The organism is Schaalia canis (genome assembly GCF_003858455.1).
In the GTDB taxonomy this organism is placed as follows: domain Bacteria; phylum Actinomycetota; class Actinomycetes; order Actinomycetales; family Actinomycetaceae; genus Pauljensenia; species Pauljensenia canis.
In genome coordinates, this window is sequence record NZ_RQZF01000011.1 from 32,975 (window position 1) to 54,215 (window position 21,241).

The 21,241-nt window shown below is 58.6% G+C and carries 17 protein-coding genes, 3 tRNA genes and 1 pseudogene; 16 read left to right on the plus strand and 5 right to left on the minus strand.

From position 1 onward, the window contains the following. Positions 1-128: 128 nt before the first annotated feature. The gene (locus EII11_RS09020) at positions 129-2,807 is read right to left on the minus strand and encodes a DEAD/DEAH box helicase (protein WP_124871810.1); all 2,679 of its coding nucleotides are present in this window, start codon (positions 2,805-2,807) and stop codon (positions 129-131) included. 137 nt (positions 2,808-2,944) lie between these two features. On the opposite strand from EII11_RS09020, the gene EII11_RS09025 reads away from it, so the two are divergent. The 6 genes and pseudogenes from EII11_RS09025 (at position 2,945) to EII11_RS09050 (ending at position 10,086) form a co-directional block, all read left to right on the plus strand. Then, the gene (locus EII11_RS09025) at positions 2,945-4,387 is read left to right on the plus strand and encodes an alanine/glycine:cation symporter family protein (RefSeq protein WP_124871813.1); all 1,443 of its coding nucleotides are present in this window, start codon (positions 2,945-2,947) and stop codon (positions 4,385-4,387) included. 77 nt (positions 4,388-4,464) lie between these two features. Continuing rightward, positions 4,465-5,898, plus strand: coding sequence for an alanine/glycine:cation symporter family protein (locus EII11_RS09030; RefSeq protein WP_124871816.1), 1,434 nt, complete (start codon positions 4,465-4,467; stop codon positions 5,896-5,898). Positions 5,899-5,990: 92 nt separating this feature from the next. Continuing rightward, positions 5,991-6,761 (plus strand): fumarylacetoacetate hydrolase family protein, encoded by a 771-nt coding sequence (locus EII11_RS09035; RefSeq protein WP_124871819.1) that lies wholly within the window; start codon positions 5,991-5,993, stop codon positions 6,759-6,761. Between the two features lie 156 nt (positions 6,762-6,917). Further along, complete coding sequence (locus EII11_RS09040) at positions 6,918-7,700, plus strand: fumarylacetoacetate hydrolase family protein (protein ID WP_124871822.1); 783 nt, start codon at positions 6,918-6,920, stop codon at positions 7,698-7,700. A 50-nt stretch (positions 7,701-7,750) separates the two neighbouring features. Further along, positions 7,751-9,233 (plus strand): annotated as a pseudogene (locus tag EII11_RS09045) (purine-cytosine permease family protein). 1 nt (position 9,234) lies between these two features. Continuing rightward, on the plus strand, positions 9,235-10,086 hold the full coding sequence (locus tag EII11_RS09050; RefSeq protein ID WP_124871825.1) for a purine-nucleoside phosphorylase: 852 nt from the start codon (positions 9,235-9,237) through the stop codon (positions 10,084-10,086). A gap of 136 nt (positions 10,087-10,222) precedes the next feature. Here EII11_RS09050 and EII11_RS09055 read toward each other — a convergent pair whose 3' ends face one another. From EII11_RS09055 to EII11_RS09065, 3 genes are all read right to left on the minus strand, one after another. After that, positions 10,223-10,696 carry a hypothetical protein gene (locus tag EII11_RS09055; protein WP_124871828.1) on the minus strand — a complete coding sequence of 158 codons (474 nt, stop codon included), beginning with the start codon at positions 10,694-10,696 and terminating at the stop codon, positions 10,223-10,225. Continuing rightward, positions 10,677-11,147: a hypothetical protein gene (locus EII11_RS09060; protein WP_124871832.1), complete on the minus strand. Its 471-nt coding sequence runs from the start codon at positions 11,145-11,147 to the stop codon at positions 10,677-10,679. Before EII11_RS09060 ends, EII11_RS09055 begins: the two co-directional genes overlap by 20 nt. Before the next feature lie 136 nt (positions 11,148-11,283). Continuing rightward, positions 11,284-12,477 carry a MalY/PatB family protein gene (locus EII11_RS09065; protein WP_124871834.1) on the minus strand — a complete coding sequence of 398 codons (1,194 nt, stop codon included), beginning with the start codon at positions 12,475-12,477 and terminating at the stop codon, positions 11,284-11,286. Positions 12,478-12,535: 58 nt separating this feature from the next. Between EII11_RS09065 and gltX the strand changes: the two genes are divergently transcribed. The 10 genes from gltX to EII11_RS09115 all read left to right on the plus strand — a co-directional run bounded on the left by gltX (position 12,536) and on the right by EII11_RS09115 (position 20,333). Then, positions 12,536-14,050, plus strand: coding sequence for a glutamate--tRNA ligase (gene gltX / locus EII11_RS09070; RefSeq protein WP_124871836.1), 1,515 nt, complete (start codon positions 12,536-12,538; stop codon positions 14,048-14,050). A gap of 263 nt (positions 14,051-14,313) precedes the next feature. Continuing rightward, positions 14,314-15,267, plus strand: coding sequence for a metal ABC transporter substrate-binding protein (locus EII11_RS09075; protein WP_124871839.1), 954 nt, complete (start codon positions 14,314-14,316; stop codon positions 15,265-15,267). Beyond that, positions 15,264-16,007 (plus strand): metal ABC transporter ATP-binding protein, encoded by a 744-nt coding sequence (locus tag EII11_RS09080; protein ID WP_124871842.1) that lies wholly within the window; start codon positions 15,264-15,266, stop codon positions 16,005-16,007. The genes EII11_RS09075 and EII11_RS09080 overlap by 4 nt, the downstream gene beginning before the upstream one ends. Beyond that, entirely contained in the window at positions 16,004-16,957 is a 954-nt protein-coding gene (locus EII11_RS09085) for a metal ABC transporter permease (RefSeq protein ID WP_124871846.1), read from the plus strand. The genes EII11_RS09080 and EII11_RS09085 overlap by 4 nt, the downstream gene beginning before the upstream one ends. Then, positions 16,954-17,892, plus strand: coding sequence for a metal ABC transporter permease (locus tag EII11_RS09090; protein ID WP_124871848.1), 939 nt, complete (start codon positions 16,954-16,956; stop codon positions 17,890-17,892). Before EII11_RS09085 ends, EII11_RS09090 begins: the two co-directional genes overlap by 4 nt. 108 nt (positions 17,893-18,000) lie before the next feature. Beyond that, positions 18,001-18,072 (plus strand) — tRNA-Gln (locus EII11_RS09095). Positions 18,073-18,111: 39 nt separating this feature from the next. Continuing rightward, a tRNA-Glu gene (locus tag EII11_RS09100) sits at positions 18,112-18,184 on the plus strand. Positions 18,185-18,227: 43 nt separating this feature from the next. Further along, positions 18,228-18,300, plus strand: a tRNA-Glu gene (locus tag EII11_RS09105). Between the two features lie 222 nt (positions 18,301-18,522). Continuing rightward, positions 18,523-19,461 (plus strand): ABC transporter ATP-binding protein, encoded by a 939-nt coding sequence (locus EII11_RS09110; RefSeq protein ID WP_205649278.1) that lies wholly within the window; start codon positions 18,523-18,525, stop codon positions 19,459-19,461. Next, the gene (locus EII11_RS09115) at positions 19,458-20,333 is read left to right on the plus strand and encodes an ABC transporter permease (protein WP_124871855.1); all 876 of its coding nucleotides are present in this window, start codon (positions 19,458-19,460) and stop codon (positions 20,331-20,333) included. The genes EII11_RS09110 and EII11_RS09115 overlap by 4 nt, the downstream gene beginning before the upstream one ends. Positions 20,334-20,466: 133 nt before the next feature. Here the strand turns inward: EII11_RS09115 and EII11_RS09120 are convergent, their stop codons facing one another. Then, positions 20,467-21,201 (minus strand): IclR family transcriptional regulator, encoded by a 735-nt coding sequence (locus EII11_RS09120; protein ID WP_124871857.1) that lies wholly within the window; start codon positions 21,199-21,201, stop codon positions 20,467-20,469. Positions 21,202-21,241 lie beyond the last annotated feature (40 nt).

A 21,241-nucleotide genomic window follows, 5' to 3' on the forward strand; every position in this document is an offset into this window, starting at 1 on the left:
CTCATCAAATCAACCGAATAACAACGTAGAAAAATTCTCTCAGCTCGACCCCGAATTTGCGTGATCGATCGGGGACCTAACCCGGCTCACACCGCGAGGCATTCCTCACCCTGCGTGAACATCTTCGGTCACCGCGGGCCGACACTGAGCAGACGCAGCACCACGGCCTCGGCCCCGTCAGATGCCGCTAGGTCCACCAAAGCGGTCAAACGCCAATCCATATCCTCCTGGGGGTCACAGATGCGCTGCTCGGCCAGCCAGTAGTTGGCAGGATCAAGACGATCCGCCAGGGCCTCGTTCACCCCTGCATTCACAAGATCGGCGTGCGTGGGCGCCTCGTTGAGTGGACACAGTGCTGTCGCGCGGGCCGCCTGATCAATACCAATCCAGTCATACTCGGCCCAGTAGCGTTCCAGCGCATGATCCCAGCGTTCCTCACCCCAGCCTGAGGCTTCATCCAGCGCCGCCAAAGCAGGCACGTCGTCAGCGGACATGAGTTCCACACGGCGGAACATCGCCCGGCGGATTGCCGTGCGGAAGGCGTGACGATTCGCACTGAAGGCCACCACGCCGTTCTCGTCGGCACCGAAGGCCATCTCCACGCCGCCCGAGGTCCCAGAATCCTCGCGTGAAGCCGCGTAGTTGCCCGATGCCAGGGCCTCCCATTCGTCCAAGAGGGAGGAATCCACAGCGCGAATCAGCGCCGCCAGCCAGTCAATAATGGCGCGCACCTCGTCGGTCATCATCTCGTCAGGGATGATCTGACGCATCGCACGGTAGGCATCTGTCAGGTAGCGCAGGATCACGCCCTCAGAGCGGCCCACGTCGTAGCGTGATACCAACTCAGAGAAGGTCATGGCATTTTCCACCATCTCGCGCACCACCGACTTGGGGGAGAGCTCCAGGCCACCCACCCAGGGGTTGGAGGCCACATACACAGAGAAAGCCCCCTCCAATAGCTCAGCCAAAGGACGAGGCCACACAACCTCCTCCAAAGCGGACATGCGATCGTCGTAGTCCATCCCCTGGGCCTTCATGGCGGCGACAGCCTCGCCACGCGCCACCCGCTGCTGAGCAAAGAGCAGGGGGCGAGGATCCTCCAACACCGCCTCAATCACGGACACAGCGTCAAGCGCAAAGGAGGGTGACTCAGGATCAAGCAGGTCAAGCGCCGCCAACGCGAAAGGAGAAAGCGGCTGATTAAGGGCAAAATCATCGGGCAGGTCAGCCACCAGCCGCAGGCGAGGTAACCCATCGGCCTGAGCTTGAGCGGAAGAAACATGCTCCACCACTCCGGCAGTGCGCATGGACGCGTAGATCTCACCCAGGCGGCGCAGGTGCGGGTTCACCTCACGAATGATGTCATCGTTGTGGGTGGCAAGATGCACCAGATGCTCGCCAGGGTCGCGCCGGTCGGCACCCGCCAGAACATTGAGCACCATGGAGTGAGTCATCTCAAAGTGAGACTGCAGAGCCTCTGGCGCGGCATTGACCAGACGCTCAAAGGTTGATTTCGTCCAGGAAATCTGCCCCTCCGCTGGGCCCTTCTTCTTTTTCGCGTCTTTCTTCTTGGCGCGTTTAGCGGCGCGCTCGTCCGCGGCCTGCAACTGGGCAGCACTCAAGCGAGCCCGAGCTTTCGCGTCCTCTACCTCATGTTCGGGTGCAAGGACACGCACAAAGCCCACCAGGTCAAAGCCCGCGCGCCCAGCCCGCCCGGCAATCTGATGGAACTCGCGGGCAGAGACGTGCCGCATCTTCGCCCCATCAAACTTCACGAGCGAGGTCATGAGTACCGTGCGGATTGGCACATTGATGCCGACCCCCAGGGTGTCCGTACCGCTGACGATCGCCAGCAGTCCTTGTTGGGTGAGCCGTTCAACCAGACGCCGATAGCGGGGCAGCATACCCGCGTGGTGAATACCGATGCCTTGCACAAGCAGGCTGCGTAGGGAAGCGCCAAAACCCTTCGTGAAATGAACACCGGACAGCTCTTGGGCGATACGCTTCTTCTGCTCGTCGGTAATGAGCTTGGCCTTGTCGAAGGCGTGGGCAGAATCAACCGCATCTTTCTGGGCGAAATGCACGATGTAGATTGGCCAGCGGCCTTCTTTCAGGAGGCGCGGCACGGTGTCGGTCAACGTATCGATTACGTACTCAAACTCCAAAGGCACCGGGCGTTCAGCATCGTCAATGAGCGTCACGTCCCTGCCCGTGCGTTCCTTCCACGCGCGCTCAAACCTCGTCGTATCCCCAAGCGTGGCCGACATGGCAACGTACTGGGCTTTGCGTAGTTCCAGTAGAGGCGTCTGCCACGCCCAGCCGCGCTGCGGGTCACCGTAGAAGTGGAACTCGTCCATGATGACCATGTCGGCATCGAGCTCTGCGCCTTCACGCAGGGATTGGTTGGCCAAAATCTCTGCTGTGCAGCAGATGATCGGCGCATCAGCGTTGAGGGAAACATCCCCCGTCACCATCCCCACGTTCTCAGCGCCAAAGTGGGCGACAAGGTCAAAGAATTTCTCGGACACGAGGGCCTTCAGCGGCGCCGTGTAATAGGAGCGGCCACCTTGCGCCATCGAGACAAAATGTGCGGCCAGGGCGATCATCGACTTGCCTGAGCCCGTGGGGGTGGCGGCAATGACGTGGTTGCCTGCCAGGATTTCCACCAGGGATTCTTCCTGGTGGGGGTAGAGGGGGCGGCCTGTGGCTTCAGCCCACGAGGTGAACGCCGCGTACAGCGCGTCCACGTCGCCAAGTTGGGCGTTGTCCTCCAAGTCGTCAAGGAGTTCATTGAGGGTGACCGTCATACCCCCATTGTTTCATTGCTTCGTTTGACGAGGCCAACCCCGCGGCCGTGTCAGGGAATGGACAATCGGCCCCGAGATGGACAGATATGCCACCATCAAGGGGTTGCATTTTCGGTTCGACACAGAAAGGAAGGCCCATGGACGCACTCGCATCACAGATTCAGGTGGTCGCAGACTGGATCACCTTGTACATGACGCTGTGGATTCTGGTCGGCGTGGGCATCTACCTGACGATCCGTTCAAAGCTCGTGCAACTGCGCCTTTTCCCCCATATGGTGAGTGTCGTATCTTCCTCACGTCAGGGAGCACGCGGCGGTATTAGTTCCTTCCAAGCCTTCACGATTTCGCTGGCAGCCCGCGTGGGCGTGGGTAATGTCTTTGGTGTTGCCGCAGCACTGCTCATGGGCGGGCCGGGTGCGATCTTCTGGATGTGGATTGTCGCACTCGTTGGTATGGCAACCGCTTTCTTCGAAGCCACTCTTGCACAGCTTTTCAAGGTCCGCGCCGAGGATGGCACCTTCCGTGGCGGCCCGGCCTACTACATGCTCTACGGCATGAAGAACACCGTGATGGCCAAGGTTTTCGCGGTTATTACGGTTATTACTTGCGCTTTTGTCATCACGTCGGTGCAGTCCAATGCGATCGCTGAAACGATGGTGGCAACGACCAGCACGAAGCATTGGATGATTGCTGTGCTGCTGGTGGCTTTCGCGGGCCCGGTCATCTTTGGTGGTATTCGCTCGGTAGCGCGCGTCACCGAATGGATGGCGCCCATCATGGCAACCCTGTACGTCATTGTCATTGCGGTGATCACCGTAATGAATATTGGCGAGTTCGCTACCGTTCTTGGACAGATCATCACCTCAGCTTTCGCTCCCGAGCCCCTCGTGGGTGGTCTTGGCGGCGGCATCCTTGCTGCCATCATTAACGGCACGAAGCGTGGGTTGTTCTCTAACGAGGCCGGTCAGGGCACGGCCCCCAATGCTGCTGCGACCGCCACGGTGAAACACCCTGTGCGTCAGGGTCTCATCCAGTCCTTGGGCGTTTTTGTTGACACCATCATTGTGTGTACCGCAACTGCCTTTGTCATTCTGATCGCTGGTGAGGAAGTGTGGGGCGCCGAGGGCGTGAATCCTGCGAACCTCACGACCTTGGCTGTGGCGAAGGAATTGGGTGAGTGGGCGGTTGTGCCCATGTCCCTGATGATCTTTGTCTTGGCTTTCTCGTCGATTATCGCCGCCTATGTGTATTCCGAGGTCAATATGACCTTTGTTGCCGATCGCCCCTGGGCTGTGTGGATGGTTCGTTGCGTGTCGGTTGCTTCGGTGGCGCTGGGCGCAATGGTGTCTTTGCCGTTGGTGTGGAACACCGTTGATATTGCCATGGCGATTATGACGATCACGAACCTCATTGCCTTGGTGTTCTTGGCGAAGTGGGGGACGGGCGCTCTGCGGGACTACGAAGAGCAGCGTCAGGCGGGCGTTGAGGAACCGGTGTTGAACGGTGTCAATAATCCGCACCTGCCGGCTGATCTTCCCGGCGATGTGTGGGTGCTCAATCAGGCGCCCACGCGCCCCTAACACTATCGGTGTGTGCCCTTAGCCAAGCTGAGGGCACACACCATCATCAATGAGAACTCTGAGGACGGGACATTACTGTGAACGCACTTGCTGATCAGATTCTGGTCGTTGCCGACTGGATCACCCTTCACCTGACCCTCTGGCTCCTTTTTGGGGTGGGCGTGTTCCTGACCCTGCGCACTCGGTTTGTGCAGGTGCGTCTATTCCCGCATATGTTCTCTGTTCTGGCGACCTCACGCCAGGGGCGTCGCGGGGGTATTAGCTCCTTCCAGGCTTTCACGATCACCTTGGCGGCGCGCGTGGGTCTGGGCAATGTCTTTGGTGTTGCTGCCGCGCTGCTCTTTGGCGGGCCGGGCGCGATCTTTTGGATGTGGATTGTTGCCCTCGTCGGTATGGCAACAGCCTTCTTTGAGGCCACATTGGCGCAGATCTTTAAGATTCGGATGGCCGATGGCACGTTCCGTGGCGGCCCCGCTTACTACATCTACTTTGGCCTGAAGAACTCCATCATGGCGAAGGTACTGGCGGTGATCACGGCCTTCACCTGTGCCATTGTTGTGACCTCTGTGCAGGCTAACGGTATTGCGCAGACAATGGCGGCAACGACTTCGGCCGATCCGTGGCTGATTACCGTTGTCCTTTTGGTGTTCTCTGCCCCCGTGATCTATGGCGGTCTGCGTGCGGTTGCTCGTGTCAGCGAGTGGATGGCACCGATTATGGCCATGATGTACGTCGCTGTGGTGACGGTCATTGTGCTGATGAACCTGACCGAGTTTGTCAACGTGTTGGGCCTGATCTTCGCCTCGGCGTTCTCTCTTGAACCCCTTGTGGGGGGCTTGGGTGGCGGTATCCTCGCCGCCGTCATTAACGGCACGAAGCGTGGCGTGTTCTCTAACGAGGCCGGTCAAGCCACCGCACCTAACGCTGCTGCCACCGCCACGGTGAGCCACCCTGTGCGTCAGGGCCTCATCCAGTCTTTGGGCGTTTTTGTGGACACGATTATCGTCTGTACGGCAACGGCTTTCGTCATCCTCATTGCCGGTGAGGAAGTCTGGGCTGCTGAGGGTGTGAATCCTGCGAATCTGACGACCCTTGCTATTGTCAGCGAGGTCGGAGAGTGGGCTGCCCTTCCTATGACACTGTTGATTTTCGTCCTGGCCTTTTCTTCGATTCTGGGTGCTTATGCCTACGCTGAGGTCAACGTTGCCTTCCTCTCTGAGAGGCAGTGGGCTCAGCGCCTGCTGCAGACAGGCACTGTGATCGCTGTTGGCATTGGTGCGATGATGACTCTGCCGCTGGTGTGGAACACCGTTGATATTGCGATGGCTCTGATGTCTTTCACGAACCTGGTAGCCCTGATTTTCCTGGCGAAGTGGGGCGTGGGAGCGCTCAAAGACTACGAGGCTCAACGTAAGCAGGGTGTCGCTGATCCAGTGTTCGTTGGCCGCGATAACCCCTTCATGCCTGCTGATGTTCCCACCGACGTGTGGGTAAGTGGCCAGGCGCGATAGGGGAGTGCTGACGGGCAGTTCCACCACAGGGGACTTTCAACACCGCACTGTAATGCCGCGTGCTTTTCCTCTTCAGGCACTAGCCTTGAACCATGCGAATCGTGCGTTTTTCAGCGGGAGACACTCCCCAATATGGTGCCCTGGAAGAGGGCTCATCCCGAATTGTTGTCCTCAAGGGCGATCCTCTGTTCCAAGAGGTTGAACCCTCCGGGCAAATCCTTGAACTGGACGAGGTCCGCCTGCTGTCGCCGGTGATTCCTCGCTCGAAGGTTGTCGGCGTTGCTAACGCCGGCGCTGCTGAGGGTGCTGTTGGCGCTCATGGCGAGGACTTCCCCCACGTCTTCTTGAAGCCCAATACCTCTGTTATTGGTCCTGGCGATCCGATTATCTTGCCGTCGTGGAGTGAAAAGGTTGTTGCTGAGGCGGAGATCGGCATTGTGATCAAGACCTTGGCCAAGGACGTGCCCCTCGACAAGGTTGACGACGTGATTCTTGGTTATGTCTGTGCCAATGACGCCACTGCTGGTGACGCTCTTGGGCAGGGCCCCTGGTCGCGCGGTAAGGGTTTTGACACCTCAACGCCTCTGGGTCCGTGGATCCTTGTTGACCCGGATTTTGATCCAGACAATATCGACATTTCGATCAGCGTCAATGGAGAGCTTTACGATCAGGGCACGAATGCGCGAATGCGTCTACGCGCGAAGGAAGTCGTTTCTCGCGTGTCGCACATGTTTACCTTGCTGCCAGGTGATGTGATTGTGACGGGCACGGCGCTTCAAGCGCCCGTGCTTCAGTCAGGAGACGAGGTGGCCATTACCATCGGAGGGATTGGCACCTTAAGTAACCCGGTCCATCGTCTCTGAGATCCTGTGCCTGCGCGTGATGACAGCGCAGGCACAGCTATTGCACCACCTTTCATACAAGCACCCATCCGTATATTTGCCTCACTCTATTGCCCCGGTCGGCCCATCGTTGCGCAAGAGGGGGATAGGAGTGAATGACGCGTTGGAGGACCACGAATGAGGATTCTACGTTTCGTTGAACACGGTCAGGCGCGATGGGGCGCCTGTGAAGAGGGCGCAACCATGATCCGCACTCTTGCCGCTGACCCCATGGTCAGTGGGATCATGTACCTCTCAGAGGAGGAAGTGCCCTTGACCGGCGTTAAGCTCTGCGCTCCGGTTGAGCCGCGCACAGTCATTGGTATCGGCCGTAATTACGCCGAGCATGCGCGTGAAATGGGTGGTGACGTCCCCGATGAGCCGGTGGTGTTTCTCGTCCCACCGGGGGCAATCATTGGCCCGGAGGAGGCAATCGTCTTGCCCCAGTGGAGTCAGGAGGTACATTACGAGGCCGAACTTGCTGTTGTTATTGGCAAGACGGCATCCCGCGTGAGTGTTGAAGACGCACACGAGGCGATCTTTGGCTATACCTGCGTTAACGACGTGTCCGCCAGGGACGCGCAGCGCAGTGACCATCAATGGGCGCGGGCGAAGGGCTTTGACACCTCGACACCAATTGGGCCGTGGATTGTCACTGCCGACAGCGTGGACCCGGCTAACCTGCGTATTCAGGCGTATGTCAATGGGGAGTGCCGCCAGGATGGGAGGACTTCAGACATGCTCCGTAGCGTTGATGAATTGGTGTCCTACCTATCCCATGGATTCACCCTGCACCCGGGCGATGTCATTATGACGGGCACACCTGCAGGGGTTGGAAAACTCGTTGACGGGGATCAGGTGGAAGTGCGTCTTGAGGGCATCGGGACGCTCAGTAATCCCGTACAATGCGAAATAATTTAAATGAATGAATGAAGGTGGCCATGGCGGGCACCCAACACCAAGGAGGATACATGAGCAACGCTGCACGTGACGTGACGGCTGGCGAAGGAGCCATGGCCGTCGAAATGGCGGGCCTGGACGTCATTCCCGAATCAGAACGCAAAGGTAAACCGTCCGACCTGTTCATGCCCTGGTTCGCCGCAAACATCTCTGTCCTAGGCATTTCCTGGGGCGCATGGATCCTCGGCTTTGGCCTGTCTTTCGTGCAGGCAGCTATCGCGTCAGTGGTCGGCATCGTCGCCTCCTTCTTCGTCTGCGGTCTTATCGCCATTGCCGGTAAGCGCGGCTCCGCCCCCCACCCTGGTGCTCTCGCGAGCCCCCTTTGGCTACAACGGCAACCGCATTTCCGCAGTGATCTCATGGATTCTCACCGTTGGTTGGGAAACTTTCCTGTGCATCATGGCTGTTCAAGCCACCGCTACTGTCATGGGAGCCTTGGGCTTTACCAATCACCTCATGGCTCAGGTCATTTCCCTGATCCTCGTAGTTGCAATCGCAGCAGGTGCGGGCATCCTCGGTTTCGACATGATTATGCGCGTCCAAACCTGGATCACCTGGGCTACCGCCGCCTTGACGATCATCTACCTGGGTCTTGCCCTGCCCTCAATCAACATGACCCAGGTGCTCGCAAATGAAGGTTCTGGCATGGCGGCCGTCATCGGCGCCTTCTGCATGATCCTTGTGGGCTTTGGTTTTGGCTGGATCAACGCTGCTGCCGACTACTCGCGCTACCTGCCGCGTAAGGCCTCCACCGCTGGCGTTGTCGGCTGGACAACCTTCGGTTCAGCCCTACCCACCGTCATCCTCGTTCTTTTCGGCTTGCTACTGATCGGTTCCCAGCCGGAACTAGGCGAGGCTATTGGCACTGACCCCATTGGCGCGCTGACGACGATCCTTCCCACATGGTTCCTCATCCCCTTCGCCCTCGTGGCGATCCTGGGCCTCATTGGCGGTATCGTCATGGATATCTACTCCTCGGGCTTGTCCCTGCTGGCAACCGGCGTGCCGGTTAACCGCCCCACCGCCACTGCCCTGGACGGCACGATCATGCTGCTGGGCACCATTGGCGTTGTCTTCTTCGCTGACTCCTTCATCGGCCCCTTCACAGGCTTCCTTATCACCTTGGGTGTTGTTATTGCCGCGTGGGGTGGCATCATGCTGGCCGATATTGTCCTGCGCACAAAGAACTACGATGAGCCGTCCTTGTTTACTCCTGCGGGCGTGTACGGGTCGGTGAACTGGGGAGCTATTGTCACTCTGGCCATTGCTTCCATTATTGGCTGGGGTCTGGTGGTCAACACCAACGCTGAATGGCTGGCCTGGCAGGGCTACTTCCTTGGCCCGCTTGGTGGCCGCGAGGGAGACTGGGCTGGCGCTAACCTGGGCGTGTTCGTTGCCTTTGTGCTGGGCTTCATTGGCTACGTTGCGACCTCGAAGGGGCGCGTTGCCGCTCAGGAACGCCAGCCCGTGCGCACCATGGAAGACGTGGCCTGACATGAGTGCCGCTGCGGTTGACCCGCGTTTCACCGAGGCCCTTATTGACGAGGCCGCCGCCGATGCCGCTTTAGCGATCACCATTGCTTGCGGTGGGCAGCAGCCTTCCGCCCTAGTTGTTTTAGGGTCGGGTTTGGCGGGTGCCCTTGATGGGGAGCATGCCACAGACTCGGATACTGTGCGTTGGGGCGCCTGGGGTGAGCCTCGCGAGATTCTGCCCCTGTCCGCCTTACCTGGCGTCATGGCTCCTGTAGCCGACGGGCACCTTGATGAGTTGCGCGTGTACGAGCGTCCCTGCGGGCCCGTTCTCGTGGCGTTGGGGCGCACGCACCTGTACGAGGGCGTTGCCCCGAAGGCTGTGACGGCCCTTGTGCGTGCTGCCGCTGCCGCTGGCGTGGAGCGAGCCATCTTGTGCAATGCCAATGGTTGCCTGAAGGAGTGGGAGCTGGGTGATGTCATGACGATCACCGATCACCTGAACTTCTCTGGCTCCTCACCCTTTGATGGGCCGCTATTCGTTGACATTATGGGCGTGTGGGACGCTGAGCTGAGCACTGCCCTGAGTGAGCACACGCAGCGCAGCGGCACCTACGCGATCATGCGCGGCCCCGAGTACCAGACCATGGCGGAGACTCGCTGGCTGGCCTCCACCGGCGCTGACTGCGTGGGCATGTCCACGGTAATGGAAGCAATCACCGCACATGCCTTGGGTGTGCGCGTGTGCGGCATGAGCGTCGTTTCGGACCTGTCCTTTGCGGATGGACCTACCGACCCGCAGGCTGTGGTTGAGGCTGCAGCCCGCGCCGGACGTACGGTGTTTGCTGGCATCGAGGCGGCCTTGCGCGCAGGATAGTCACCGATCATAGTTTCCTGATGCGCCAGACTAAGGCATCGTCACGCGGACATTTCGGGGTGTGTGCTGGATCGCCTGACCAGCACACACCCCGAAACTCTCGCCACCGCACATGTAACGCGCCCACGCTCCGCCTTTACGCCACCGAGCGCTGGCGTCTGACTCGGTCACGGTGGGAGAGGATTTCGAGAGCATCCATGTAGCGGTCGCAGACCAGGGGATCAATCTGGAAATCGCTCCCTGGCGCTGCGTCCGCTGCTCCGCTCAGGCTAGCGGGGGAGGGCATGACCAGGGTGCAGGCGTCGGTCTGATTCCACCAGGTGATGCGGATAGGCAGGTTAAGGGCCCGTGAAACGCCGGTGATGCGCACAGCGTTAGCCTCGCAGGTGGCAGACGGGCAGGCGTAAGCGTCGCCATCGGCGGCACGGAACTCGTCGGTAATATCGCGCCCTGCAAGTTCCACTTGAATATTGGGCCACTGGGCGGCAGCCTTCACGTCAGCGCCCGTCACCGTCAGGAATGAGAGCATTCCCTCCCAGCCGCTTACCCACGATAGCTGGTAGTTGAGGATAAGAAATCCGTTGCGTTCCTCAAAAGAGCGTAGTTGCATGGGGGGTTCCTCGGTCCTGTGGCGCTCCTGCGAGGACACGCTCAATATGAGCAATGATCTCGAGGCTATCCATGTAGCGGTCAAAAACATGGTCGCTCTCATGCATCGCTGGCCCGTCAAGTGCTTCAAGTAAGCACTCCTGCTCGGCGATCCGCACTGTGAAGCGCAATGTACTTTCCATCAGCTTCGAATAGCCCTCGATCTGCAGGGTGTGCCGCTCGGCATAGGGCAGGGGGAGTGCTGCAAGGTTCAACCCAGCCGCGTAGAGGGCGGTGGTGATGTCACGAGAATTGATGCTGACATGCAGGGGGTGTGAGTGATCGGTGACAAGGTCAGTGTTGAGCAGGCCCTGAAGGAATGACGTGCATTCTTCCCAGGTGAACGGCCAGGTTGACTCGTAGGTGTAGATAGTAGAGCCATCGCCACGAGGCGTAGCAGCGCGAAGCAGCATGGCCCGACTCCCCTTCCTCCTCAGGCTCAACAACGATCTTTATCAACGGTAATTGAAAAAGAAGTTTGGCGGGCCGTTTTGGAGAGAACATTTTGAGAAAATGCCAAAAGAGGACGTGTCGGACGCAGAAGGACCCTTACTCCGATATAAAAGTCGCCTGCAGAGCCTCAACGATCAGGCTTGCCGTCTCTGGAGAGCAGCCCATATTGATACGCGCCCACTGCTCATAGCCCTGACCGAGGGAGCCACCGGCATTCGTCGCTACGCCACCCACTTCCCGCAGGCGCGTTGCAGGTAACGCCTGACCTTCGCCAGCGAATGCGCGAAAATCCCACCAAGTGAGGAAGGTGGCCTCAGGGCGATCAAAACGCAAGGGAGAAACGGCAAAGGCCTCGTCCAGCATGTCGAAGTTCCCGCGAATAATTCCCTTGACCTCCTCCAGCCACGGCTCGCCACCTATCTGACAGGACGCCTCGTAAGCGGAGATAGCAGCTAAAGCCCCGTAGGAGTTCATCTCGTGGGAAAGCTGTTCATCAACCTCAGCCCAGCGCTCCCTTAAGGCATCGTCGGGCAGGATCACCTGCGCGCAAGGAAGGGCAGCAATATTCCAGCCCTTCGAGGCCGCTACGGCGGTCACGGTGTGGGCGGCAAACTCGGGCCCTAAAGATGCGTACGACACGAAGGGACTCTTATCCACCACCAGCGGCGCATGAATCTCGTCAGAAAACACCAGCACGTCATAGTCGGAGACCACCGCATGCAGCGCGCGCAGTTCAGCCTCGCTCAGTACCCGCCCCGTTGGATTCCATGGGTTGCACAAAATGAGCATCCCCGCACCGGCCTCGCACGCACGGCGAATCCCCTCCAAATCAAGCGACCATGCATGGCCCTCGCCAGGGGTGTACAGGGAAGGAACCTCAATGACGGGGTGGCCATGAGCGGGAGGGATCGTCATAAACGGCATGTAGGCGGGCGTTGGCACAATCACCGGCGAACCTGCACGAATCACCGCATCAAGGGCGAGGGCGAGCGCCCCCAGCACCGAACGGGCAGGACGAATAGCCTCGGCCTCGACCGCCCACCCGTGGACCGCACTCTGGTAGGCGGCGGTGGCCTCGGCCAAACGCGGCGCCAGCCATGTAGGAGGGTAGCCCGTGAAACCGCTACGGATCGCCCCGAAAATGGCTTCTTCCACCACAGGGGCCGTGCCAAAATCCATCTCCGCCACCCACGCGCCCACCGTGGGAGAACCATCCCCGCGAGTGATACCCGTCCACTTCAGCGAACCGGCCTGGCGCATCTGAGCGGCAGAATATGTGCGAACAGACATAAAAACTCCCTAAGTGGCGGTATTCGAGGGCGCTACACGCGGGTAGACTACACACATTATGACTGTTACTACCGCAACTGGCTCTGACGTTCGCGTCCGCTTCTGCCCGTCCCCCACGGGAACTCCCCACGTTGGCATGGTTCGCACCTGCCTGTTCAACTGGGCGTACGCCCGCCACACTGGCGGCACTTTCGTATTCCGTATCGAGGACACTGACGCTGCCCGAGACTCGGAAGAATCTTTCGACCAGATCCTTGATTCCTTGCGCTGGCTGGGGCTGGATTGGGACGAGGGCGTTGAAAAGGGCGGCCCTCACGAGCCCTACCGTCAGTCGCAGCGTATGGACATTTACCGTGATGTTGCTGCACGTCTGCTGGAAGCTGGCTACGCCTACGAGTCCTACTCCACCCCCGATGAGATTGAGGCACGTCACCTGGCCGCAGGTCGCGATCCCAAGCTCGGCTACGACGGTTTTGACCGCGAACTGAGCGAAGAACAGATCGCCGCCTACAAGGCAGAGGGCCGTCAGCCCGTGCTGCGTATGCGCATGCCTGACGAGGACATCACCTTCGATGATCTGGTTCGCGGTGAGATTACCTTCAAGGCCGGTTCCGTGCCTGACTATGTGATCGTGCGCGCCAATGGTGACCCGCTCTACACTCTGGTTAATCCTGTGGACGATGCGCTGATGAAGATCACGCACGTGTTGCGCGGTGAGGATTTGCTCTCCTCTACGCCGCGCCAGATTGTGCTCTACCGTGCGCTTGAAGCCATTGGCGTTGCTGACTACATGCCGCGTTTTGGTCACCTGCCGTACGTCATGGGTGAGGGCAATAAGAAGCTGTCTAAGCGTGACCCTGAGTCGAATCTGCTGCTCCACCGTGAGGCAGGCATGATTCCTGAAGGCCTGACCAACTACCTGGCCCTGCTGGGGTGGGCGATCAGCCCCGATAATGACGTGTTCTCTATGGAGGAGATGATCGAAGCCTTCGACATCTCAGCCGTGAATCCCAACCCTGCCCGCTTTGACCAGAAGAAGTGCGTGGCCATCAACGCTGAGCATATCCGCCGACTGGAGGTGTCAGACTTCCAGCGCCGTATCGTGCCCTTCCTGCATGGCAAGGGTTTCGTGTCGGCCGATTCTTTCGATGCTCTGACCGATCGTGAGCGTGAGATCATCGAGGCTTCCGCCCACATGGTTCAGACCCGCGTGCAGATGCTGGGTGAGGTGCCGGGCATGATGGGCTTCCTCTTTGTTGAGGGTGCTGACGTCACTCTTGATGAGACGTCGGTGAAGAAGCTCAAGGACAATGCTGGTGAGGTTCTTGATACCGCCATCTCCGTCATCGATGGGCTTGGTGAGGGCGAGTTCACCACCGCTATTCTCGAAGAGAAATTGCGCGAGGCTATTGTCGATGGCATGGGTATTAAGCCGCGTCTGGCCTTTGGGCCGCTGCGCGTGGCCGTCACCGGCCGTCAGGTGTCCCCGCCGCTCTTTGAATCCATGGAGATTATTGGCCGCGAGGCCTCCGTGGCCCGTTTACGAGGACTCAAGTCCCATTTGGAGGGCTGAGTGTGATGTAGTTCCGCTCCCGAGGTGAGGCCTCGTTGGCGGCGGGCTTGAAACGGCTGCCAGTGCGTTTGCGCTGGCAGCCGTTTGTTTTGTTCGGTTAAGGGAGGAAAAACGTGAGTGGGGGCGGTGAGTCACGGTGTCACAAAAGTGATAGTGTTTCGGTATCCCGAAAAGCCAGAGGGGGCATGAGTGGTAAGGTTAGGCTTGCCTTGCTGCGACATGTGCAGTGAGTAAACCTCACAAAAACGCCTAAGGAGGCTTCAATGTCACGAAAAACTCTGCGCGGATTGGCGCTCGCCGCCGTGGTCGCCCTCGGTCTTACTGCCTGTGGGACCACCGAAACGCCCGCTGCTGATGCGCCCGCAACAGACAACGCACTGACCATCTTCGCCACCACCGGCTACCTCGGTGATGCCGCGCAGGTTCTCGCCCCCGAAGCAAAGGTCACCGTCATGGTTCAACCCGGCGGCGACCCCCACACCTACCAGCCCACCACTCAAGACATCGAAGCCATGCAGTCGGCTGACCTCGTCCTGTGGAACGGTCTGCACCTCGAAGCCCTCATGATCGACCAGCTCCGCGAACAGGGCGACCGTCAGCTCGAAGTTGGCGCAAACGTTCCTCACGAGCTCCTCCTCGACTGGCCTGAAGAGGACGACCAGGGCAACCCCCTCCACGACCCCCACATCTGGAACTCCCCTGAGATCTGGAAGGGCGTCGTCGATCAGATCGCCACGCGCCTGGGTGAAATCGACGCTGACAACGCTGCGACCTACACCGACAACGCCAAGGCCTACAACGCAAAGATCGACGAGATTGACTCTATGGCCAAGGAAAAGTTCGCTCAGCTTAAGGACGAGAACCGCGTGCTCGTCACCGGCCACGACGCCTTCAACTACCTGGGCGCACGCTACAACCTGAAGGTCTACGCCACCGACTTCGTCACCTCCGAAGCAGAGATGTCACCCGCCCAGCTTGAAGAACTCGCCACCACCATCGCCAATGCCAAGGTGCCCGCCATCTTCATTGACAACCTGAAGAACCCCCAGGCCGTTGAATCCCTCCAGGAAGCCGTCAAGGCAAAGGGCTGGGAAGTCGCCATCGCTGACGAAGAACTCTACGCCGACTCCCTGGGCGAAGCCGCCCCTGTCGACACCTACCTGGGCGTCTTTGAACACAACGTTCTCGCAGTCACCAAGGGTCTTGGGGTGAAGTGACCGTGAACGCCTGCGCCGCCCTCCAGATTGATTCCCTCTCCGTTGCCTACCGAGATAAGCCGGTAGTGAAGAATGCTACCGTCACTGTCCCGCAAGGGGCCGCGATGGGAATCGTTGGACCCAACGGCGCAGGAAAGTCCACCCTGCTGAAGGCCTCGCTCAACCTCATTCCTCGACTGACAGGAGCAGCACAGTTCTTTGGTATGAGTCTTGACGAGGCCCGACGCAGGGTGGGCTACATGCCCCAACACGCTTCGGTCGATTGGGACTTCCCTGCCACCGTCGCTGACGTCGTTCTCATGGGAACCTTCGGTTCCCTCCGTTGGGGAGCGCGCCCCTCAGCCGCGCAACGCAAAGCCGCAGCCGCTGCCCTTGAAACCGTCGGCATGAGCGAATTTGCGAAACGCCAGATCGGTCAGCTTTCTGGCGGTCAAAAACAACGCGTATTCCTTGCGCGCGTCCTCGCCCAAGAACCCGACCTGCTCATGATGGATGAGCCCTTCGCGGGCATTGACGCAGCATCAGAACGTTCAATCATGAATGTGCTCGGGGACCTGCGTGCCAAGGGGTGCACCCTCGTCCTCGTACATCATGACCTTTCCACGCTCTCGCGAGTGTGCGACTACGCTACTTTGCTCAATGTCGACGTCATCGCCCAAGGACCCATTGACGATGTGCTGACTTCCGATAATCTCCACCGCACGTACGGTGGCGGCATGATGGATTGGGCGCTGGAATGATCCTCGACATCCTCACCCAAACCGTCTACCAGCGCGTCCTGGTGGGCACAGCCATTATCGGCTTCTCCTGCGGTCTGCTGGGCACCTTCACCTACCTACGCCGCCAAGCCCTGATCGCTGACGTTGTCGGACACTCCACCATGCTGGGCGTCACCAGCGCTTTCCTTTTTTCCGTTCTGGCACTCGGGATTGACGGACGCAACATGATCGTCATCGTGATCGTCAGCGCCGTTGTCGGTGTCCTTTCCTCTGCTCTGAGTAGTTTTCTTGAGAAAATCACCCCATTGGGGCACGACACCACAATGGCCGTCATTCTCGCTCTGACCTTCGGCGGAGGCATGGCGCTACTTGCCGAGATCAATAAGCGGAGTTTTCCTTCGTCCAAGGCGGGACTGAAGGACTACCTCTTCGGTAATGCCACCACGCTCACATGGTCAGATATTCGCGTCTCAGCGGGTTTTGCCATCGCAGCACTATTGATTGTGCTCATCTTGTGGTCAGACATTCAGCTCTACATCTTTGATGCGCCAGCCGCCACCGTCCTGGGACGGCCTGTGCGCCTTGTTTCCATTGCGCTGACGAGTGCAACTGTTATCGGCATCGTCATCGGCGTGAAAGCAGTGGGTCTTGTTCTTGTTGTCGCCTACGTTATTCTGCCCGCAGTCTCAGCACGCCAATGGGTGAACTCCATGCGATCCATGGCTGTGCTTGCGGGCCTCTTTGGAATGTTTGCCTCTGTCGCTGGCTCCATCATTTCCATCACCGCAGGTAAACTGCCCACCGGCCCAACCACCGTTATCGTCTTAACCATTCTGACGATCATCTCTCTACTGGCCGCTCCCGAACGCTCATTGATACTGCGGGCGATTCGACGTCGCCAAGCCCGAGAAGCTCTCCTTGCCGAGCTGCAGCGGGAAGGAAAACGGGACAGAGAGGCGGTGACGGCATGACTCCCTACGCCATTGGCGTCATGATCCTGATGGTCCTCACCGCCGTCACCTGCGCCCTACCAGGAGCTTTCCTTGTCACCTCACGTCAATCCATGCTGGTTGACGCTATGAGCCACGCAGCCTTCCCCGGTATCGTCCTCGCTGCACTCATCTGGCCGATCGGATCACCGTATCTGATTGTCGGCGCAGCTCTTTTAGCTCTTGTCGTGGTCATTGCCGCCGAGGCGGTCGCACACACAGGGCTTGTCTCCCGCGACGCAGCACAGGGGCTCCTCTTCCCGGGTTTGTTCTCAGTTGGCGTTGTCCTTGTGTCAACGAAATTCGCCCACTTACACCTGCATGAGGACGCCGTTTTAGTTGGAGACCCCAACATCGTTGCCGTCACCCACCTGACCGTTGCGGGAATAGACATCGGTCCCTCCTATGCCTATGTCATGCTGGCGGTTTTAGGGCTCAACGCCCTCTTCCTCGCGCTCACACACAGGCAGCTGAGTGTTGTCGTCTTCGACGCCGACTATGCCCGAACCATCGGCCTGCCCGTCCGCGGCCTTCGTATGGCCGCAATGGTGCTTGTCGCGATCACTCTTACCGCATCTTTCTACGCGGCAGGAGCGGTGCTTGTTATCGCTTTCGTCGTCGTTCCAGCAGCGACAGCCTCCCTGTTTGCGCGATCTTTCCCCGGCGTCATCTGGGGATCTGTGGGGATTGCAATAACTGTCACGGTGCCAGTGTTCCTCGCCACCTACTACTCGGCACGCCCAACCTCATCCTGGACCGCATGGGCCTTCGGAGTGGTCTTTGTCGTGGCAGCGCTCGCACACTACGGTGCCCGTAAGCTCCACCATGCACGCCTGCGACAGGGCGTTGAAAGCCCCGCTCACAGCGATGCTGAGGGGGCGCTCATGCCCACTGCCAGCGAGGAAAAATCGGTGTGAGAATGACCATGACAGCAGGATTTGGAAAAGGGGATTACGCCTGCTAATCTTTTCTTTCGTCGCAATCAGACAACTCAATATTTGAGCTCAGTCTTTGAGTGAACACCATGGGGTATGGTGTAATTGGCAGCACGAAGGTTTCTGGTTCCTTTAGTCTTGGTTCGAGTCCAGGTACCCCAGCGGTTAGCGATCGTTACCACTTAGCGGTCACTGACAAAGGCCCCCATCGTCTAGCGGCCTAGGACGACGCCCTCTCACGGCGTTAACACCGGTTCAAATCCGGTTGGGGGTACGAATCCGAAAGGATCACAAATACCTGCTTGCAGGTCATACAGGCCCCCATCGTCTAGCGGCCTAGGACGACGCCCTCTCACGGCGTTAACACCGGTTCAAATCCGGTTGGGGGTACAAAAAATCGGGAGGAGCATTCGGTTCCTCCCGATTGTTCTATGTGCTCCGCTTTGCCCTCTTTGAAGGTTCTTCCAGCCCGCTTTCGCAGATGAGCCCCCTATAACGTCTATTGTCACTCTGTCTGCCTGCCTCTCCAGCAAATGGACGAAATGTTTTGGGGCGTAATAATGTTGATAGATTCGTTGCATGAATGAAATAAATATTGGAAGGGATGCCTTAGTGGCCGATCTTCCGCAGCGCGGCAATGGTGGCGAGGCAATCCGCGTCTCTCACGTCGTCAAACGCTTCAAGAATGTCACTGCTGTCGATAACCTGTCATTCGTCGTTCCAGAAGGTTCCTTGTTCGCCTTTTTAGGATCAAATGGCGCGGGAAAGACGACGACAATCTCCTGTATGACAACCCTTTTGGCCCCAACGGAAGGTTCAATTACCGTTGACGGCTATGACGTTGTCAGTGACCCTTACAAGGTGCGTGAACGCATTGGCGTTGTCTTTCAACAGTCATTGCTGGACCCACGATTGTCAGTCCAGGAGAACCTTAGCCTCAAGGCTGGAATCTACGGTGTCCCGAACTCTCGCATTGACCATCTTTCCGACTTGGTCGACCTCGGAGATTTTCGGGACCGCCCCTATGGCGTGCTCTCGGGCGGTCAGAAGCGCCGCGCCGATATTGCCCGCGCGCTCCTACACCAACCAAAGATTATTTTCCTTGACGAACCCACCGCAGGGCTTGACCCTCAAAGTAGGGAACAGATCTGGCGGGCAATAACAGATCTGCGACAGCAACTTGGCCTCACTGTCGTGCTTACCACCCACTACATGCAAGAGACAGAGTTCGCCGATCATGTTCTTGTTATCGACAAGGGGCGAGTAATCGCTGCGGGTACGCCGATCGAGCTTCGCGCCCGTTACTCCACCCCGACTCTGCTCATCAAGTACAGCGAGAGTACTCGTCAACTCATCATCGCAACGATTGAGCGCCACATTCCTGGTGCTCGGTGGCACGATGAAGGTGGAGCAATTATCACCCCGTTGGAGCGTGCCTACGATGCGCTCCCAATCATCAATGAGCTCAGTGAAGACGCTGCCGACTTCCAGGTCATGCAAGGCTCAATGGACGACGTCTTCCTCAACCTCATGAAGGAGACTCACAAATGAGGACAACCAGAGCTTTAGTGATCCGTAATCTCAGAATCTATGCACGCGATCGTATGGGGGTTTTTCTCTCACTCTTGTCGGCACTGATCCTGCTCCTGTTGTATGTGTTGTTCTTGGGAACCTTGCAAGTTGACAACCTGACAGAAAAGTTTCCTGACGTCGATACAGATACTGTCTCTGCGTATGTGAGTAGTTGGGTGTTTGCTGGAATCATCATGATTACAACGTTCACCACAGGCTTTGCAGCCCTTGGAACTTACGTTGATGACCGTGTGACAGGCCGCTTCAAGGAGTTCCGAGTCTCACCTGTTCGTCGATCCCAACTTATTGTCGGCTACCAAGTATCGGCAACGATTGTCTCACTTGCGATGAGCTACATCGTCATGGCAATAGGCATTCTCCTCCTCAAACTCATGTACGGCGTATGGCCCGGAGCGGTGAACGTTCTTGTCGCCGCAGGATACACAGCGTTACTCTCGGCGGCATTCTCAGCGTTGTCATCATGGGCCATCACCTTTGTTGCAACCAACGGCACTTTCACTGCAATGAGTACCATCATGGGTACACTCCTCGGCTTCCTTGCCGGTGCATACCTGCCGCTTGGCGTTGTCAGCGAAAACGTCCGCAATGTCATCAACGTGCTGCCATTCTCGCCTGCCGCGATGCTCCTGCGTGAGCCGCTCGCAGGTACGGCGCTGGACAAACTCTCGCCCTACGACGAAGCAACTAAGGCCGTGCGAACGTACTACGGTCACACACTGACTGTCGGATCCACCGAGATCCTTCCGTGGATGGTCGTGGTTGTTCTTGCCATTATCACGATTGTGTTCACTGTCCTTGGTTCCTACCGAATTGGGCGGACGATCAGGTGATCGAGAGGCACTGAAGTGATTGAGCACGAAGACGCTATGTGGCGTTGCAATTCACTTCAAGTCGCATGAAAACTCCCCGCCTGGGTGGTACAACAACCATTCAGGCGGGGAGTCTTCTTGAAGGGAGGTTGCCCTAAAGTTCAACGTCCTCGACAGTACGGAGGAAGTCCGAGAGGCGGTTAGCCGCAGCAACAACCGAGGGGCCGTGCTGGCGGCCCGGCTGACGGCCCATGCGCTCTATAGGCCCAGAGATAGAGATCGCTGCCAGGACGCGCCCGGAGGGGCCTCGAACGGGCGCTGACACGGAAGCAACACCGGGTTCGCGTTCTCCCACGGACTGCGCCCAACCTCGGCGGCGAACCTGAGACAGCATGGTGGCGTTGAAGGAGGCACCATAGAGGCCGCGGTGCAGGCGGTCGGGTTCTTCCCATGCGAGGAGTACCTGCGCAGCCGAGCCGGCCTTCATTGACAGGGTGGCTCCCACCGGGATGGAGTCGCGAAGGCCCATCTTGCGTTCGGAGGCTGCCACGCAGATGCGCACATCGCCCTGACGACGGTAAAGCTGCGTCGATTCCTTAGAGTGATCGCGCAATGCAATAAGGACCGGCATTGCTGCAGAGAGAAGACGATCCTCGCCAGCGGACGACGCAAGTTCTTGAAGGCGGGGACCCAGAATGAAGCGTCCCTGCATGTCTCGGGCCACCATGCGGTGATATTCGAGTGCGACAGCTAAGCGGTGGGCTGTCGGGCGAGCCAAACCGGTGCTAGAGACGAGCTGAGCAAGGGTGGCGGGACCCGCTTCGAGGGCGCTGAGGACCATTGCCGCCTTGTCCAGAACGCCCACTCCACTGGATGTTGTGTCCTCCATACCCAAAAGTTTCCCATCTCACGCACTGAGATGCAAAACC